This window comes from Proteiniphilum saccharofermentans, from assembly GCF_900095135.1.
Classification (GTDB): Bacteria; Bacteroidota; Bacteroidia; order Bacteroidales; family Dysgonomonadaceae; genus Proteiniphilum; species Proteiniphilum saccharofermentans.
Genome location: NZ_LT605205.1, coordinates 173,668 through 191,635, shown reverse-complemented (window position 1 = coordinate 191,635; position 17,968 = coordinate 173,668). Strand labels below are relative to the sequence as shown.

Genomic DNA, 17,968 nt, shown 5'->3' with positions numbered 1-17,968 from the left:
AAAATTTAACAAAATGATAAGAAAAACCGCAAAAAAAATAATGATAAATCCTTTGAATAACAGGGTGTAAGATAAAAAAAGAGAGACAAAAAAGGTCACAAAGATCCGGAGAAAAAGGGTCGAAGGACAACAGAAACAATATCCGAAACATATAAATATTATATCGGTCAATCGGAAGCGAAGAAGCGTTTTATATTTATTTTTCTCTCTTTCACTTCAATCTCAAAAGGATCGAGCACTGTAATTTTACCGGCTTCGATCGTGAAAGTACGGGTATAATCTTTACACTCGGAGTGTTCAGGCAACGTTTTGGTATCGAAGGTAATGGTATAGGTTCCCATGGGCAGGAAAGTGGTAAATTTTCCGTCGGCATCGGTGACAACGGTTTGAACAACTGTTCCGTCGGTATTTATTACTATAAATCGAAGACCTTCATACCTCGGCAGAATCTCCACACTATTCTCATCACTGATATAACCGACACTTCCCTGTAATGTACCGCTTTGTTTGAGGGAAATATTGATCACCGTTCTGGCACTTTTGGCAGTGATTTTCTTCCGGTCGAAGAACCAGCGTCCCGTCTGTATCGGCTTCACTATATACTCGCCGTAGGGTACCAGCGAGTAGCGAACCTTTCCTTCTTCGTCCGAAATAAAGGCTTTGTTATCAATGTTCAGCAGATAGCCTCCGGCCGGCTCATCTCCGTCATCATAACGGTTATTGGCGTTATGGTCGTAATAGACTTGAGCGACTACCTTGCTTTTCCGCCCCTTCATCGGCTGCGATTTGCTGAAATTCCATGTCACTCCCACCTGCACGTTGAACATATTACTGCTATTGATAAACGTGTATCTGTACCAATAAGCGTTCATAAAAAAAGCCATATTATCTTTTGCAAAAAAGTTTGCAGTAAGGTTCGCCGACGGCACGCTGCCCTGATACACATCATGGCTGAAGTTGATACCTGACGAGAAAGATAATTTTTTAGAAATATTTTTATTGATGGAAACCGAAGAGGTAAACCGGTTGAACTCCTTATGCTGTTGCTTCGCCATCATATATTCATAGAGATAGTAAGCTCCTTTCTGGTATGAGGCGTCTATCATCACTTCCCGGAATGAGTAATTCAGGGTTGTTTTTGCCTGTCCCGAACGGCCACCCTCCAAAGGATCGGCAAAAAATCCAGCCTCCAGTGTGCCGAAGAGGGAGTGCCTCGCATTGGGACTTTGCCATCGCCCTTGCCATCCCATGCGATGAGAAACCATTCGCACATTCCCTGAAACAGTTCCTTCATCGAGCCATGAGGTGTATGAGGGGGAACTTTCACCTTGATGCCGGTAATAGAGTGACGAAGTTACTCTCCCTAATTTTGGCAATGAGAGCATGATATTTCCATAACTGTTCTCTGACCGGTAAGTATAAGTGTAGGCGTACGATTTAGGTGCCGTTCTGTTGTAACCAATACTGCCGCTGATATAGGTGTTTTCAGACAATCTTTTATTGACTCCCTGCGTAAAGGAGAGAGTTCCTTTTCTGCTTCCGGGAAAATATCCATCGCTGTAATAACCCGATCCGTCCAAAGCGATTCCGAAAGGCAGATTACCTCTGTACCGAAGTTCAGCTGCACCGGAGAATTTGCTGTCTGGTATGTTCTCATAGCTGCTCAATGCTCCATGCGTCTCCATATGGATGCTCCAATTTTTCCCTAACAAGCTTCTCCACTGAAGGCCTCCTACATTATATATTGCTTTTTCATAAGGGTTTTTCTGGTAAATATAGGTTGCTTCCATACCCCTATCTGAATTATTGGCTCCTAATGCGCCTTGTATGTAAAACGAGTAATACTCGGTAAACCATGGCTGTGAACCTATCAGGTTAAAATTCTGATCGACCGCCCCGAAAGTGAGCGTTTTTCTCCTGTCGGCAGTCGACAATATTGCTTTTGCGCCCCGGCCAAATAGCGGTAACTCCGTCTGTTCACTCACGTTGCCAATAGTGAACTCATTCTCTTCAAGCTTATACATCAACGAGGTATTGGTAATCATGGGTGTATGGCCGGAATTGTATTTGTAGATATTCCCTTTCAGGTGGAGATAGCCTGCCGGCAGGTTCATATATCCCCCACCCTGTAATTGCAGCATATTCGAAGTAGCATTGTACTGCCGGTAGCTCAATGTAACGGAATTGTCGGCCAATCCCTGTCCGGGATACAAATTACGGGCGGGATTGGTATCTATATACTTCCTATCTGTAAAAACATTCTGCACGGTAACGGTCTTACTCCCAAAAATCGTTTTCTCCCTCCCTTTCATGGCAGTGATATGCACCGAAAATTGTCCCGATGAAAGGAGATTGCCACTGGGAATAAAGCTGTGGATAAACCGTTTCTGTTCCATAGGCGCCATGGTGATTTTCATCTCTGTAAAAGCAGGTGCTTCCCGCAGGTTGGGAACATTAAACACCAATGTCACCTCCTGATATGTGTTTCCGCTGTTATTCACCGTTACATGCACCCGCACCGAATCCTCCGGACGGGTTATCATCAGTGGGGCGTCATCCGTCATGAAAAATATCTGCTCCCGCTCTTCAATATCGATGTAGGTTTCCCGGGCCAGCACCCTTTCCTTTTTTTCATTGAGAATGATATACCTGATAGCTTTTCTTCCCGCACCGATATCCTTGGCTGCAATTAACCGGTAAGCGACAAAAACACTGTCGTTCTGAGCAACAGAAATCTCCCGTTCACCCTGTGAAAGGGAACGGAGTTCCGAGAGTGGATCCAACAGGACAGTTCCAGTGAATATCTGCTCCGATCGATTGGTTATCTTCAGGATATGACTTATAACCTGTGCATTAACCGAAGACTCCCGTATCTCCAAGCCGACCGGTTCTTCCGCAACAGATTGAGCCTTTATTCCGTGGAAAGTATAAAGACTGATGAGCAATAATCCTTTGAAGCAGAGCTTTTTTCTATTGCGGAACATTTGCTATCGGGGAGAAATTTCATACATAAGCGATGTCTCGTATTGTTCGGGAGGAACATTGAACAGGCGCGAATCATTCGCTTCGGTAAAATAGGTAATATCAAAATTTACAGGTGTACCCCCGGTAGAGGGTCCCTCCAGTATGGTCTGGGTACCAGTAGAAAGCGTACGGGAATATATATTTCCGGTTCCCCCGCTTAATTGCAGGTGAACAATATCCAACGGTAAAGTATTGCCGGCGGAGGAGGAGAAATGAGAGGATACGGATCTTACCGTAACCTGATAGGCAGTAGTGGCGGAAACAGATAATCCGTCAACATAAGTAACACTTTTGCCGTTGATATAATCCGCCATCGTTTTAAATTCCAGCAGTCCATTAGATGCTTCCGTAGAAACCCGGATGGTGTACCGTTTCTCTTCAGGAGGAGGATTACCCAGATTGGTTACCTGTATCTTAAAAGTATGTTGCAGTCGGGCTATGGGTATATTATTTTTATCGTATAGCGTATATTCTATCTGAAACGGATACTCTTTCCATGCCTGCAGGGAATTCAAATAGCTGCCGGGAGCGACCGTCAGATTAAATCCCATAATAAAATCAAAATAATCATTTTGATTTGGGCTGTTGTTTATGATGGGGGCATTGGAATTGGGAACAAGGTACACTTCATTCGGTCCGTTTTGAAATGGAACGGATAAAGGCATTCCTACCTGAGTAACGCTGGGAATGGGTCCCGATTTCAAATTACCGGATGTTCCGGTCGGGGAAAAACTTATTTTGTCTGCAGGAAATTCATTCCCTCCGTTTACAACCGGGTAGTTTACTATCCGGGCGGATAATTTCCAGTTCTCGAAAGTAATATTTCCATTACCGCTGATTTTCAATCTGGTAATATCCGATTGTGATACGGCACCTGAATAGGAACCCACACTAAGATAGTCGGATCCTCCCTGCCATGTCAGATTCACCTGACCGTATGCCGATATATGGAATAAGAGAAAAAGAAGTTCTATGTATATGAATAGCCTACTCATGAGTGAACTGCAGCTCTGCGGCTTCTATCGTGGTGCGGTCACCGTAATCGAGCATCACGGTGGCGATATATCTTCCTTTTTCCAGCTCTTGCCGGAGAGGAATCTGCATGATCCGACGGTCACCGGGCATCGTATAAAAATCGGCCGCTTCTATGTTCAATTCTTTACCGTCACCCTGGTTGAACAGACTGGCGCTCGCACGGCCGTTAATCCAAATATTACCCACATTGCTGAATAAGAGCATCAGCGAATTGGTTTCCTTATCGTATGCCAGATTCTCAATTTCCACTTTCTTTATTTCCGGAGCGTTGCCTTTACGGTATATTTTTATTCCCTGGCGGACATTGATCTTGATGGCTGCTCCCTGCGTATCTACGCCATCTACGGGATTCATCTGCGTTACAAATAGCATGGCCGTCTGTACATTCGCGTCACGGTCGATTTCCGCAGGTATGGTCATAGTCAGATCGATCTCCCGGCTTTCTCCCGGCTCAAGGGTCATATACATGCCACCGGGCAGGCTTAGCCAGCCGGCACAGGAATTATCCAGTGAATCAGGCGGGAACATAAGGTTGCCACCATAACTATCGTATTCCCAATCCCCCATTGTAAGGGAGAAATTGAGCGGATGATCTTTACTGACATTGCTGACCAGTACTTTCTGTGATCCTGTCTCTCCCGGGTCCAGACTATAATATACCCGCGGCGGAGACACCGAAATCCCTACCTGTGAAAAGACGGTGGAAGGAATTATGAAAAAAAGTCCGGCAAATAGTAAAGAACAGTGGACAAACAGATATCTCATCGATTAGAATATTTTATTCAGTCGGGTCGGTCGTCCCTATTGATTGTTAAATACAAGTAATAATACCCTATTGAATATAAGATAGAGGGAGAGAGAAACGATTCAACCGAAACGTTCTCCCCTCCTTCTTTCTATTTTTAATAAATATACTTTATTTTGATACTATAGTGTAGGTAACCTGTGCTGTATATACTGATTCGGCATCATCATGGATATATCTATTGATGTACTGGTATGAGGCGCCGGCAGCAGTGTTATCGTACTTTATATTGTAATTAAGTACACTCCCCCCCTCGGAGGCTGTAATTATAGGGATATCTCCTGTCGTTAAAGCTTGTTCATTAAATTCACCCACTGCGGTATTTGTTCCAAGTGATGCTAAAATCTTCACATCACCGGCTGATATAACCTCCGCTCCGTCACCTCTCTTAAACTCCCCGTTCGATTTCACATTTACTTGAAATCCTCCGGTACTGAATACGGTCAAATGATCTTTTTGCTCGGAAGAGACACCACTCGCATAATGATCTTTTGTTTCGTACACGAGATCTACTGTTTTCTGACTCGGATTAACAACAATTGTCTGAATTGGTTTAAACCTGATATTCACTGTTACATTATCCGTATTCGACGGACCTTCTGCTTTCACACTGTTCACACATACTAAGCCACAAATGATTAAAGCGGCGATTGAAAAAAAGTTTTTTGTTCTCATTTTGAATTAATTTATAAAGTGTTTATTTCTTTATGCAGTCTGTTTAACGGCGGACTACGCCGAAAATTTATATATACAAGACATTTTTATTGCATTTTACCGACAGGCAGAGCCCCAAAAATAACAACATAAAAAAACCGCTAATCTATTGCCATGCAATTCCTTTAGGTTTTTTGTCTGTTGAACTACTTATAAAATAATCTTTTCTGTAATCCGGATATCGAATCCTGCAGGGTGAAAGTGCAGATATCCTTAATACGAGTCAGTGAAGATGATTTTTGTATGCCTACTTATTTTTACTCTCTGTTCTATGTATAATCCATCATTTATTTAACCGACCCACGAATAAAGTTTTTCCGGGAAGCGCCTTTATTCCTTAAATACGGCTTAAGATACTAACCTACAACATATTACATCATATTCACTCAAAAAAGTGAGTCAAAGGTACGTCGACTTTTCGAAATAACAAAAAAAGGACATTATTTTTTATCTATTTAACATAGATAGCATTTATTGAATACTTTTAACTAAGGTTAAACATGCGTAATAAACTTAGTCCAAAATAGTTGTTTAAATTACATAAAAAACACACTGTTCATTTTTTAACGATTAATATAATAAATCATTAGATTTGGTGTCCGTTTTTTTAAGATACTCTATTCGGCAACACATAAATTGCATATTGATATATTAAGGATTTATAGTAAAACAAACAGGAAGAATGAACAAACAGGGAATCAGTGAAATCAGGTATCAGTTCTGCAGGGTTTATGAGAAGATTAAATAGAAACAGTAACCGTATCACCCTCGACAACAAATTTCACCGGGGATATTTTCTGAAGTTCCTTCAGCACATTTTCAATACCGGGTTGTTTGGTCGTTAGGGTATAACTGTAATTCAATGCTGCTGCATCTTGCACATGAAATTGCACATCAAATCTTCTCTCCAGTTCCTTTATCACTTCAGCAAGAGGGGTATCATAGAAATGGAGTACATTCTTTTTCCATAATGAAGCATTGGATGGATTGATAAGATTTCGCAAAGTTATTCTCCCGGTCGACTTATCATATTCTATTTTTTGTCCTGGCAACATGGGGTAGCTGTTTTGATGCACGTGAAAAGCGGTTCTCCCCTCATCCAGCACTACTTCTATAGTGTTGCTATTACCATAGGCTCTTACATTGAAAGAGGTACCTACTACCTCTGTCTCGGTATGCTGTGCGTGCACCACAAAGGGGCGGCTGCGATTGGAAGCCACGTTAAAATAGGCCTCTCCTTCGAGATAGATTTCTCTTTTTCGTAATCCGAATCTGTTCGGATAACGGATCTTTGTATCTGCATTAAGGAATACCTCTGTACCGTCCTGGAAAAAGATCCGCGCATCTTCTCCTTTAGGAACATATACTTCGGAATAGGTTGTTCCGGAGAAAAGATCGGTCTGTCTGTTCAGGTAAAAACCTAATCCTGAAAGAAGCAATATCGGCAAAAGAACGGCAACCACTTTGAGTAGATTTTTTCTGAAGCGGTTTTGGTAGATATTCCTGTCGATCCTTTTGTACAGGAGATCGGACTGTAATGGGGTAAATGATTTACCAAGGTCAGGTTCATTCTCCATCAGATAAGCATCTCTGTCGAGCATATCCGACAGGCATTGCTGCCCCTCGACCGTAGAAGAGAACCAATCGACCACCTCTACAGCCTCCTCTTTCGATGCCGATTCGGCTATAACCCTGTTAATAATATTTTTGTCCGATGATTGCATTTAATAAAGACTTTAGAGTCAAGAACCAAGACTTCTTAAACTAAAAGTGAAAAATGAAAGATTTCGGGTCTCGGACTTATGTCGCATTGATCCATTGGTAATTAGGAATTGGTAATTGCCAATTAAATCACTTTTCCACCATTCCACCATTCCACTTTCTATATTATATAGACACATATCCGGGTAAAAGAAATGAGTTTCGTTTCCTGTTTTTATAATAAGAGCATCTTAATCTGCTGAAAATAGGATCGTAATATTTTTAGAGATTCCTGATAATGGGACTTCACAGTATGAACTGATATCCCCATCTTATCGGCAATCTCCTGATTACTATCGGATGTCTTCAGTTTCCTCATACAGATTTCTTTTTTCTGAGGCGGAAGTTGTTCTATACATTTATAAAGCATTTCATACATCTGCTTTTCTTCCACCTCCCTCAAAATATCCTCATGTGCGGGAAAATCGATCTGCGCATTGACATAGTTAAGAGAAACTGCCTCCTTATGATCGCGGATCATATTCAGAATATAATTCTTTGTCATCGTATAGAGATAATTCTTCAAATTTATCTCTATATGAATATCTGCAGTGGATTCCCACAATTTTACGAACACATGCTGTACGGCATCTTCCGCCATTTGTACACTCTTGAGGTATTTCAGCGCCAATGAATAGAGATATCGGTGATATTTTTGATATATCATGGAGAAAGCCTCTTTATCCCTCTTTTTTAATAAGATGAATAAAGCGTGATCTTCATTTCTCTCCTTACCCCGGAACTCTTTTTGCATCTTCGAATTACTAATTACAAATTAGCACATTATTATCATTGGCATATTGACATATTATTCTCATTGGCACATTAACTACACTTTGCTCCGTGGAACGTTGTTTGACATATTAAGGATGAAACATCTTAACGATCCGCTCAATCCCTTTCAGAAGAAGATCAACTTCCTCTTTGGTATTATAGAAAGCGAAAGAAGCGCGAACAGTTCCTTCCACACCTAGTTCCCTCATCAACGGTTCAGCGCAATGGTGTCCTGTGCGGACGGCAATCCCCATCTTGTCGAGCAGTGTACCCATATCGTAAGGATGAATGCCGTCCACCAGAAAAGAGATTACGCTGCTTTTATCACCAGCATTTCCCAGAATACGCAATCCCGGCACAGATAGTAACTTTTCAGTGGCATACCGGAGCAGTTCATGCTCATAAAGATCGATATTTTGCAACCCGATAGAAGATACATAACGAAGTGCCGTAGCCAATGCCGCAGTACCTACAAAATCCGGGGTACCCGCTTCAAATTTGAAAGGCAGGTTGTTGAAAGTAGTTTTCTCAAACGAAACACTTGAGATCATCTCTCCTCCACCCTGATAAGGAGGCAGGGCATCAAGCCATTTTTCTTTTCCGTATAATACACCTACTCCTGTCGGTCCATATACTTTATGGGAAGAGAAGACCAGAAAATCACAATCGATCGCCTGTACGTCTACTTTACGGTGCTGCACGCTCTGTGCTGCATCTATAAGCACAGGGATATCATGATTGTGTGCTATCTCCACGATCTTATCAACCGGATTGACCGTTCCCAATACATTTGAAATATGGGTGACGGCAATCAGCCTGGTACGGGAAGTGATCTTTTTCTCCAACTCAGCCAGAATCAGCTCACCGTCAGCATTGATGGGAAGAACTTTCAGCGTCAAGCCATAATAACCACACTGCAATTGCCAGGGAACTATATTGGAGTGATGCTCCATGGCGGTAATCAACAGTTCGTCACCTTCACGGCAAAAGTTTCTGCAAAATGACGACGCAACCAAATTGATTGATTCCGTGGCACCACGTGTAAAAACAATCTCGTCGGAAGATACTGCGTTGATAAATTCCTGGACAGTCCTTCGTGAAGCCTCATGCTCATCGGTCGCCGCCTGACTAAGGAAATGTACTCCTCTATGCACGTTAGCATTCACGGTAGTGTACATCTCGTTGATCTTATCCATTACACACTGCGGTTTTTGAGTGGTCGCAGCATTATCGAAATAGACCAATGGCTTCCCGTATACTTCCCGTAAAAGTATAGGAAAATCGGCACGTATCTTATGTATATCGAGTTCTTTCAATCAATTCAACATTCAAAATTCAACATTCAGGATTTGACTACGTCGATTGTTAATTCAAGATTCCAAGATTTCAGAATTCAAGATTCTTCATTTCTCAACTTCTCCACTTCTTAGGCTTCTCCACTTCTAATTTCCAATCCACTAATCGTTAAATCAACAAATCACCTTTATTTACATACATTACAATTCCCACAGCGCATCAATTCACCGCGGAAACGTTTATCGATAAGGGTAATCAGACGCTCCTGCAGAGCAGGGATACGTATCATATCCACCACGTCACGCGTAAATGCCACCATAAGTAACAGGCGGGCTTCTTCTTTATCGATACCACGGGCGCGCATATAAAACAGGGCATCCTCATCAAGCTGTCCGGTAGTAAGTCCATGGGAACATTTTACGTCATCGGCATATATCTCCAACTGTGGCTTTGAGAACATTTGTGCTGTATTGGAAGAAACCAGATTACGGTTTGTCTGATAGGCCTGAGTTTTCTGTGCATCTTTCTCCACCAATATCTTTCCACAAAAAATACCGGTAGCCTTATCCTTCAACACATTTTTAAATAATTCGTTACTCATACAATTGGGCACTGCATGATCAAGAAAGGCAAAGTTATCGATATGCTGCGTTTTATCGCAGATAGCCAATCCTCCCGCATGCGCTTCGGCGTACTCTCCCAACAAACGGAACCTGTAATTGTTGCGTGTGTAGCCGTTGTGAAGTGTAATACCGCTGGTAACTACATTAGAATTCTCTTTTTGCTCACTGAAGAGATTGCTCAACCGGGTTACTTTTTCCGAATTCTCCTCCAGTTCGTAGAAATCAACTTGCGCAGAAGCTGCGGCTGAGATCTCCGTTACCTGGGTCACCACGAAGTGAACATCATCCACGGCATGGTCGCAGACAAGTAATTTCACATGGGCATTCTCTTCGGCAATAATCAATATTCTACGATTCACATTCAAATCTACTCCCCCTCGCAGGATATTAATCAACTGCAACGGCTTTTCAACCTCTACATTTTTGGGTACATATACTACAAAACCATCCTGGGCAAACATGGTGTTATAAGCCACTATGCCGTTATCCCTCATATCGGCAATCTGAGCATAATAAGTACCAAACTGTGCAGGATATTCTTTTGCGAATTGCAGCAAGCTACCGACAAAAACACCGGAAGGTAAATTCTCTGCTTGCTCTGCTTTATCATAATACCTGTCATTGATAAGAAAACAGGTATATGTAGAGAGGTTAGGCACGTCACATTTAAAAGCATCGTAAGGATTGACCGGGATAGGAATATTCCTTAGGTTCAATCCCAAATCTTTATCAAAATAGCGCATTATATTCGAGTGCTTGTATTCTTCCTGCTTTGAAGAGGGGAATCCAATCTGCGTGAATATATCGAAAGCTGCATCCCGGTGTCTGTTCAGCCCTTCTGCAGAATTAGCATCCAACTCACTGCGATACTGCTTAAACAGATCTATATATTGTTGTTCAATCATTTTTATCTAGGGGTTACGGGGTTACGGCCTTATCTTATCAGCCAATCGTATCCTTTCTTTTCAAGTTCTAAAGCGAGTTCCGGTCCACCCGATCTAATTATTTTACCTGCATATAACACATGTACGAAATCGGGTTTAATATATTCTAACAGACGCTGATAGTGGGTGATAAGAATAGTAGCATTCTCTCTGGTCTGCAGCTTATTTACACCGGCTGCGACCACCCTCAGGGCATCAATATCGAGACCTGAATCGGTTTCATCGAGGATGGACAACAGCGGGTTGATCATCGCCATCTGAAAGATCTCATTTTTTTTCTTTTCTCCTCCCGAGAAACCTTCGTTTACCGAACGGCTTACCAGTTGGCTGTCCATACCCAGCAATTCACGTTTATCACGCATCAATTTCAGGAAATCCGTAGCTGATATGGGTTCCTCATTCCTGTATTTTCTTTGCTCATTGACAGCAGCACGCATGAAGTTTACCATACTCACACCGGGGATCTCTACCGGATATTGGAAGCTGAGAAATATTCCCTCACGTGCCCTGTCTTCGGGTTCCATCTCCAGCAGTTCCTTTCCTTTAAAAAGAATACTGCCACGAGTAACTTCGAATTTCGGGTTGCCTGCCAGCACAGAAGCCAGGGTACTCTTTCCGGATCCGTTCGGTCCCATGACCGCATGCACTTCTCCGGCATTCACTTCCAGATCGATCCCTTTCAATATCTCCTGTTCTTCTACAATTGCATGCAGGTTCTTTATTTTTAACATATTATTTATTTTTTATTGAGTAACTACGGAGTAACAACTCTTACCATGAAATTGTTCTATCTTTATTCTTTACCCCTTTTCCTCTTCTGCTTCTTTGATTTTTTTGAAGAGGTCGGAAGCAAAAACGAAATCGTTCAGCTTTTCGTTGTCGGTTCCCATTACTTCCGATTTGTTCCCTTCCCATTCTTTGACTCCCTCATTGATGAAGATCACTTTGTCTCCGATATTGATTACCGAATTCATATCGTGTGACACTACTACAGTAGTCATTGAGAAATCTTTTGTCAGGTCGTGGATCAACTCATCGATGAGCTGGGATGTCTTGGGATCGAGGCCGGAATTAGGTTCATCGCAGAAAAGATATTTTGGATTCAAAGCGATGGCCCTCGCAATAGCCGCCCTCTTTTTCATTCCCCCGCTGATTTCAGAAGGATAAAGATTGGCAGCCTCCAGCAGATTCACCCTTTCCAGGCAAAACTCGGCCCGTTTTTTACGTTCACGACGATTCTTGCGTGAAAACATATCGAGAGGAAACATCACATTTTCCAATACTGTCCTTGAGTCGAAAAGGGCCGCTCCCTGGAAGAGCATCCCTATATCACGGCGCAACCGGCGTACTTCTTTCGATTTGAGTCCCACGAAATTCTTCCCGTCGTACCGGATCTCTCCCGAAGTAGGAGAAAGAAGACCGACAAGGCATTTCAGCAGAACAGTCTTCCCCGAGCCGCTCTTACCGATGATCATGTTCACCATCCCATTGTGAAAGGAAGCATTGATATTATCGAGAACAATCTCGCCGTCGAATTCCTTTCTCAGATTTTTCACTTCTATCATAGCGGCACTTCTTTACCCCAATACTAACTGCGTGAATACCAAATCACAAACCAATATCAATACGCTGTTGATTACCACTGAATTGGTACTGGCCTGGCCTACTTCCAATGCTCCTCCTTTAGCCGTATAACCAAAGTAGGCGGCAACAGAAGCGATAATAAAACCAAACACCATCGACTTGGCAATTGAGTACCAGATAAACGACTCCCTAAAGAAAGCCTGGATACCATATACATAGGTTTCTACCGATGGCGTCCCTAAAACCAGACAGATTATATAGCCGCCGGATAAACCGGTAAACATACTGAAGATAACCAATACCGGCATAAAAGCTACGAATGATGCTATCTTCGGGAATATCAAATAATTGGCAGAATTCACCCCCATAATATCCAATGCGTCGATCTGCTCGGTAATACGCATGGTGCCTATTTCCGAAGCCACATTCGATCCCACTTTACCCGCCAATATCAGACACATAATGGTTGATGAGAACTCCAGGAGTATGATCTCACGCGAAACCATACCGACTGTGAATCGGGGTAGCATAGGAGAATCGATGTTCAGGGCAATCTGCAAGACAATCACCGCACCGATGAAGAAAGAGATAATCACCACGATCCATATTGAGTTCACCCCCAGGAAGAAGACTCCTTTTATGAATTCCTTCAGAAATTCACTCATCCTATCCGGAATAGTAAGCACCTTCTTCATCAACAGTGCATATTCACCTACATTTTCTATGGAACTTATAAAACTCATGTGGCTTGTTTGGGGCAAAGATAATCATTTTATTTTTTATCGTCCGCGGCAGCTTAAAGATCTTTCAGTTGGAGATCACTGGTCCCGCCATGGAGCCCTATACGCGTATTCATCAATGCCTTCCAGTGCTCCTGGTAATCCCCGTCGATATCAATCATGAAATCTTCCGATCCCTGTTCGTCCAATTCAGAAATCAACCGGTCTACCGTAATCAAACTGATATCCATGGCCGGCTGAAACGCCGGGACACGCTCATCACCATCAGAAGGCGTCACGGAAATAATCTTCAGCTCAACCAATTGATCCAGGATATCGTTGGTAAGCCGTCCGGGCACTTTACATCTGACCGATATCTGGTCGGCTGTGAGAGGCGGCTTTTCATCGGCAAAACGCTGCACAATTTCCGAGGCAATCATCAATGTAAAGAAATCCCTGTACCGACGGCTGATATTACGTGTTTCCTTCTCAAATGAGAACTTTCGCACATTCTGCGCCGCATAGGAGACCTCCGCCCCGATCAACACAATGAACCATGACATCTGTATCCACAACAGCATGAGGGGAATAGCCGCAAAAGTACCGTAAATGGCATTGTAACGGGTAATCCACATCTGTCCGCTCAGGTAGAGCATCTGGAAGAACTGAAATGCGATCCCTGCAACCACTCCGGCTATCAGGGCATTCATAAACTTCACTTTTGTATTGGGCAGGAACTTATATAATGCAGTAAAAAGCAATATCATCACCACAAAGGGTACAATATCCAACAGTCTCGGAATAAAAGGATAGAGAATATAGATGATCTTGAGAGTATCGTTTTGCGGGTAGCTGAGAATATTCAGCGCATTGACCAGAATAAAAAATACAGGCATAAAGAGTACCATAGCAGTGTAATCGGTCACCTTTCGCCCAATCGCCCTTCCTTTATTAATCTGCCATATCTTATTCAGATTCCTCTCTATATCATTAAAGAGTACCAGGATAGTATATAGAAACAACAAAATACCTATTCCGGCAAATACACCCCCACCCTTTGCTTCTTCGAGCGAGTTATCGATAATCTGGAACAGGAGATTGAGAAATTCACGGGTCCGTCCTTCTGCCGACACCTCTTCTTCACCGGCTCCAGCCGGGGAAAGAGCTGAATTCACCGTTATCTCCTCACTTGCCTGATAAATCGTATCCACTGCCCCTATCCCCGCAGTAATGGTTATAGTACTATCGGTTCCCGGCTCCGGCGTTGCAACTACGATCTCATCCGCAGGCCTGCTTCCCAGCATAAAATTGAAGATACTACTCTCCATGATATTCTCAATACCAAAACCGCGGGCAATGGCAAAGATAATGGCCAGAAGCGGTACAATGGAAAGAAGTGTCCTGTAAGTGAGCGAACGGGCACTGGCTGCAATATCCAGTTCCTGTACATTCCTCACGGTGAGCATAACCGTCTTTATGGCATCATACAGGATATTCCTTTTGCCGGAGAGTGTCTCTGGATTTTGACGCCAGATACCGTATGAGAGGAAATGGATCAACTCTTTTATCTTGATCTTCAGCCGCTCAAGTCTACCTGGCCGTTCCTCTTCCGGTTCGTATCTCTTTTTTTTCCTTGCCATGACTTTTCAACTTCGTTGCACTATTTCTCGCTATGACATAATATAAACAAGTTTATCTTCTGCTCATTTAGCTTAACGAAATAGTTCTTATAAAAAAGCAGCCGGTCTGTAAGCCGGGTTCTGTATACCGACGAATCGGATGTTTGTCATTTATCTACGGAAAAGTGTCACCACTCTCCTTTAGCGGCCTACCCCTCGGCATCGGGCGAGCAACCCTAAGTATCCGATATACATGGCCTTGCAACCCATAATGCGTACGGCACACTGCATTGCTGCAACGTCCGGTGAGCTCTTACCTCACCTTTTCACCCTTACCCCGACACTGGCCGGGACGGTCGTTTTCTGTTACGCTTATCTGCCCTCACGGACAGCTTCCCGTTAGGAAGTATGGCGCTCTGTGTTGCCCGGACTTTCCTCTTCCCGCCTGACGGGAAGCGACAAACCGACCTGCTGCAGGTACAAAAGTAATACGAATTTAGCGATTTAGCCCTTATTTCCTGCGGTTTTTTTACATTTCAGGATATGATTGGAGTGGTTAAGTGGTTAGGTGCCTGAGTGCCTAAGTGGTTATGTTGAACTATTGAAGAACAAATGAAGAAGTCAAGAATTTTAATTTTTCACTCTTCACTTTTTCATTTAAAGAGTCTTGATTCTTGGTTCTAACAGTCTTTATTCTTTACTCTTTATTCTCTCTAAACCGAATAATGCGAAAATTTATGCATAAACGACTCATAATAAGTCTTTGAGACAGGGATATCGGGCGTATGGCCCTCATCGAGCTCCAATACGATTCCACCTTTTATCTTTTTCAGTATCTTCACCTTGTCCATATTCACGATATAAGAGCGATGGCAACGGACTAAAGGGGTTTCTTGAGTGAGATGTTCGTCCATCCATTTCAGTGAGTTACGCAATAGGAATTGCGACACGCCCGATTTATTCAGATAATAGATGGTCGCATAGTTATCTGCGGACTCAATATAGAGCAGATTTTCCAGCATCACCGATATTTTCAGGTCACCTTTCTCATCGTGGAATGCGATCAATGTTTTGGGATGGGTATCGGCCAATCTCTCTTCTTCAATACGCTCCAGGAGGGTAGTTTTCTCTTTCCATGAAAAATATAACCAGGTAATGGCATAGGGTAATAATAGCACCAATGCCGTGTTGAAAAGGCTCTGCCGGAAAATCTCGGAGATATCCCTCTCAATACCGTCTTTGGGAAAAAACTTGGAAAAAAGCGTATAGAAGATAGCCATCGCCACTATTTCACACAATATCCACAAGGCATAATGCCAATAGAGTATATCCCGTTTTTTAGAGTAGGCTGTAAGAATTATCCGGCTGATTACGACTACCAACATACCGGTAAGGATGATCAGGCTCGAAAAAGCAAAATATTTAATATCGGATACACCGGGATACCAGTCATGGGAACCGAAAGGCTGAAAGAGATTGATAAACAGCAGGGCAAACAGCGCCGTAAAAAGGATCGTTTTTACACTGTTTTTCTTTTCATATAAATATGCGGGAATCTTTCCTTCCATCATAAAAAATGAATTATCTGTCCATCCGATGCAAATGTAGTGAAAGGTGAACGCAATCGTGGGTGCTTGCACACAAAGATTGCTGAACCGCATCCTACATTCTACAAAAGTAAATTTTTATTGGCGACTTACCAAAATAATCAGATTTTCCTGCGATTTTTTCACCCCTGAATAGCATATTTCACCCCATATATAGGATTCTGTCCCATTTTCATTGCGCTTTTCCCTTTGATTTGCACACGGGAAAAAAAGCCTGTTCTTTTGTCTACAAGCCGGGACCAAAGACAAACTTATTTGGATTTTGGTAAGGTGCGAAAGAAATTATAAAGTCGAAAATTTTTCCGGATATGATGAACTACAACGAACGATACATTGAACTGAACGGTCTTTTCAGGCAGGGAGTGGACTGTCACTTAGAAGAAACAGGCATTGACATACGTTTTTTCCGTTTCCACAGTCTCTCAAGTAACGAAAGAGGTGGCACACTGTATTGCGCCGACAGTAATATATCCGAAAACTTTTCGTTTGAATATCCGGTATTCACTCCTTCGGGCAAACCTAAGCAAGAGGAAGCCATCCTGCTTCTGCACGGGTTGAACGAACGGAACTGGAATAAATATCTTCCCTGGGCAGAGTTCTTATGCCTCCATACCGGTAAGCCCGTAATACTTTTTCCTATCGCATTCCATATAAACCGGGCGCCTGCTACATGGTCAAACCCCCGCAACCTGGTAAACGTGCTGAACTTCCGGAAAGAAAAATATATCGACGATTGTTCCATCAGTTATGCAAACATAGCCCTGAGTGACCGGATCAGCCAAAGTCCGGAACGGTTCTATCTGTCGGGGAGACAAACCTGGGCAGATTTAACGGTGCTGATCGAAGAAATAAAAACCGGCCGTCACCCTCTTTTCAAGGAAGGTGCAAAAATTGATATTTTCGCATACTCCATCGGCGCCTTCTTGTCTCAGGTCGCCCTCATGGCCAATCAGAAAGGTCTTTTTTCGGATTCCCGGCTCTTTATGTTCTGTGGCGGAAGCATTTTTCGCTCCATGTTTGGCATTTCCAGAAACATCATGGACAAACCCGCCTTTGAAAAAATGCAGCAGTATTATATCCATGTTTTTGGAAACGAAGCCGGGTCTGTATGGGAACGCGACAACGCTTTCAACGCTTTCCTTCAGATGATCACACCTGAAAGATTCCGTTCCGAGCGTGAAAAATTCTTTACACGTTTTAGAGAAAGGATCAGAGGGATCGCTCTGGCAAATGACTTTGTAATCCCTTATCACGGGGTACAGGAAGCATTGGGCAGGAAAAATACGGAATCTACCATTCAATTACTTGATTTTCCATTCCAATACACCCACGAAAATCCTTTCCCTCATAATGCAAAGGACACCACATCCGTAAACAATGCTTTCACCAATGTTTTTTCCAGGGCAGTGGAGTTTCTGATTTGAATAAACGATATATAAGGGTTCAATTATAATAAATCGACT

At 42.8% G+C, this 17,968-nt stretch carries 14 protein-coding genes and 1 other RNA gene; 1 reads left to right on the top strand and 14 read right to left on the bottom strand.

Annotated elements, in window-relative coordinates; all coding sequences use genetic code 11:
• Positions 1 to 167: 167 nt before the first annotated feature.
• From PSM36_RS00635 to PSM36_RS00570, 14 genes are all read right to left on the bottom strand, one after another.
• The gene (locus tag PSM36_RS00635; RefSeq protein WP_076928345.1) at positions 168 to 2,984 is read right to left on the bottom strand and encodes a carboxypeptidase-like regulatory domain-containing protein; all 2,817 of its coding nucleotides are present in this window, start codon (positions 2,982 to 2,984) and stop codon (positions 168 to 170) included.
• Between the two features lie 3 nt (positions 2,985 to 2,987).
• The gene (locus PSM36_RS00630; RefSeq protein ID WP_076928344.1) at positions 2,988 to 4,019 is read right to left on the bottom strand and encodes a hypothetical protein; all 1,032 of its coding nucleotides are present in this window, start codon (positions 4,017 to 4,019) and stop codon (positions 2,988 to 2,990) included.
• A complete protein-coding gene (locus PSM36_RS00625) occupies positions 4,012 to 4,824 on the bottom strand; it encodes a fimbrial biogenesis chaperone (RefSeq protein WP_076928343.1) in 813 nt (270 codons plus the stop codon). The genes PSM36_RS00630 and PSM36_RS00625 overlap by 8 nt, the downstream gene beginning before the upstream one ends.
• A gap of 151 nt (positions 4,825 to 4,975) precedes the next feature.
• Complete coding sequence (locus tag PSM36_RS00620; protein WP_076928342.1) at positions 4,976 to 5,539, bottom strand: hypothetical protein; 564 nt, start codon at positions 5,537 to 5,539, stop codon at positions 4,976 to 4,978.
• A 779-nt stretch (positions 5,540 to 6,318) separates the two neighbouring features.
• Positions 6,319 to 7,302 (bottom strand): FecR family protein, encoded by a 984-nt coding sequence (locus tag PSM36_RS00615; protein ID WP_019540041.1) that lies wholly within the window; start codon positions 7,300 to 7,302, stop codon positions 6,319 to 6,321.
• 212 nt (positions 7,303 to 7,514) lie between these two features.
• The gene (locus PSM36_RS00610) at positions 7,515 to 8,093 is read right to left on the bottom strand and encodes an RNA polymerase sigma-70 factor (RefSeq protein WP_076928341.1); all 579 of its coding nucleotides are present in this window, start codon (positions 8,091 to 8,093) and stop codon (positions 7,515 to 7,517) included.
• 109 nt (positions 8,094 to 8,202) lie between these two features.
• The gene (locus PSM36_RS00605; protein WP_076928340.1) at positions 8,203 to 9,429 is read right to left on the bottom strand and encodes an aminotransferase class V-fold PLP-dependent enzyme; all 1,227 of its coding nucleotides are present in this window, start codon (positions 9,427 to 9,429) and stop codon (positions 8,203 to 8,205) included.
• A 167-nt stretch (positions 9,430 to 9,596) separates the two neighbouring features.
• Complete coding sequence (sufD, locus tag PSM36_RS00600; protein ID WP_076928339.1) at positions 9,597 to 10,937, bottom strand: Fe-S cluster assembly protein SufD; 1,341 nt, start codon at positions 10,935 to 10,937, stop codon at positions 9,597 to 9,599.
• 29 nt (positions 10,938 to 10,966) lie between these two features.
• Positions 10,967 to 11,707 (bottom strand): Fe-S cluster assembly ATPase SufC, encoded by a 741-nt coding sequence (gene sufC, locus PSM36_RS00595; RefSeq protein WP_076928338.1) that lies wholly within the window; start codon positions 11,705 to 11,707, stop codon positions 10,967 to 10,969.
• 69 nt (positions 11,708 to 11,776) lie between these two features.
• Complete coding sequence (locus tag PSM36_RS00590; protein ID WP_076928337.1) at positions 11,777 to 12,541, bottom strand: ABC transporter ATP-binding protein; 765 nt, start codon at positions 12,539 to 12,541, stop codon at positions 11,777 to 11,779.
• A gap of 12 nt (positions 12,542 to 12,553) precedes the next feature.
• Positions 12,554 to 13,303, bottom strand: coding sequence for an MlaE family ABC transporter permease (locus tag PSM36_RS00585; protein WP_076928336.1), 750 nt, complete (start codon positions 13,301 to 13,303; stop codon positions 12,554 to 12,556).
• Between the two features lie 53 nt (positions 13,304 to 13,356).
• A complete protein-coding gene (locus tag PSM36_RS00580) occupies positions 13,357 to 14,919 on the bottom strand; it encodes a YihY/virulence factor BrkB family protein (protein WP_076928335.1) in 1,563 nt (520 codons plus the stop codon).
• A gap of 93 nt (positions 14,920 to 15,012) precedes the next feature.
• Positions 15,013 to 15,373: RNase P RNA component class A (gene rnpB / locus PSM36_RS00575), an RNA gene on the bottom strand.
• Between the two features lie 238 nt (positions 15,374 to 15,611).
• A complete protein-coding gene (locus PSM36_RS00570) occupies positions 15,612 to 16,469 on the bottom strand; it encodes a LytR/AlgR family response regulator transcription factor (protein WP_076931955.1) in 858 nt (285 codons plus the stop codon).
• Between the two features lie 344 nt (positions 16,470 to 16,813).
• On the opposite strand from PSM36_RS00570, the gene PSM36_RS00565 reads away from it, so the two are divergent.
• Positions 16,814 to 17,929: a DUF6051 family protein gene (locus tag PSM36_RS00565; RefSeq protein WP_083710866.1), complete on the top strand. Its 1,116-nt coding sequence runs from the start codon at positions 16,814 to 16,816 to the stop codon at positions 17,927 to 17,929.
• The last annotated feature ends 39 nt before the right edge of the window (positions 17,930 to 17,968 follow it).

What these genes read in the sequence shown, in the direction of transcription:
- PSM36_RS00635 (WP_076928345.1), bottom strand. Translation starts at nt 2,984, where the DNA reads ATGTTCCGCAATAGAAAAAAGCTCTGCTTCAAAGGATTATTGCTCATC.
- PSM36_RS00630 (WP_076928344.1), bottom strand. Translation starts at nt 4,019, where the DNA reads ATGAGTAGGCTATTCATATACATAGAACTTCTTTTTCTCTTATTCCAT.
- PSM36_RS00625 (WP_076928343.1), bottom strand. Translation starts at nt 4,824, where the DNA reads ATGAGATATCTGTTTGTCCACTGTTCTTTACTATTTGCCGGACTTTTT.
- PSM36_RS00620 (WP_076928342.1), bottom strand. Translation starts at nt 5,539, where the DNA reads ATGAGAACAAAAAACTTTTTTTCAATCGCCGCTTTAATCATTTGTGGC.
- PSM36_RS00615 (WP_019540041.1), bottom strand. Translation starts at nt 7,302, where the DNA reads ATGCAATCATCGGACAAAAATATTATTAACAGGGTTATAGCCGAATCG.
- PSM36_RS00610 (WP_076928341.1), bottom strand. Translation starts at nt 8,093, where the DNA reads ATGCAAAAAGAGTTCCGGGGTAAGGAGAGAAATGAAGATCACGCTTTA.
- sufD (WP_076928339.1), bottom strand. Translation starts at nt 10,937, where the DNA reads ATGATTGAACAACAATATATAGATCTGTTTAAGCAGTATCGCAGTGAG.
- sufC (WP_076928338.1), bottom strand. Translation starts at nt 11,707, where the DNA reads ATGTTAAAAATAAAGAACCTGCATGCAATTGTAGAAGAACAGGAGATA.
- PSM36_RS00590 (WP_076928337.1), bottom strand. Translation starts at nt 12,541, where the DNA reads ATGATAGAAGTGAAAAATCTGAGAAAGGAATTCGACGGCGAGATTGTT.
- PSM36_RS00585 (WP_076928336.1), bottom strand. Translation starts at nt 13,303, where the DNA reads ATGAGTTTTATAAGTTCCATAGAAAATGTAGGTGAATATGCACTGTTG.
- PSM36_RS00580 (WP_076928335.1), bottom strand. Translation starts at nt 14,919, where the DNA reads ATGGCAAGGAAAAAAAAGAGATACGAACCGGAAGAGGAACGGCCAGGT.
- PSM36_RS00570 (WP_076931955.1), bottom strand. Translation starts at nt 16,469, where the DNA reads ATGATGGAAGGAAAGATTCCCGCATATTTATATGAAAAGAAAAACAGT.
- PSM36_RS00565 (WP_083710866.1), top strand. Translation starts at nt 16,814, where the DNA reads ATGATGAACTACAACGAACGATACATTGAACTGAACGGTCTTTTCAGG.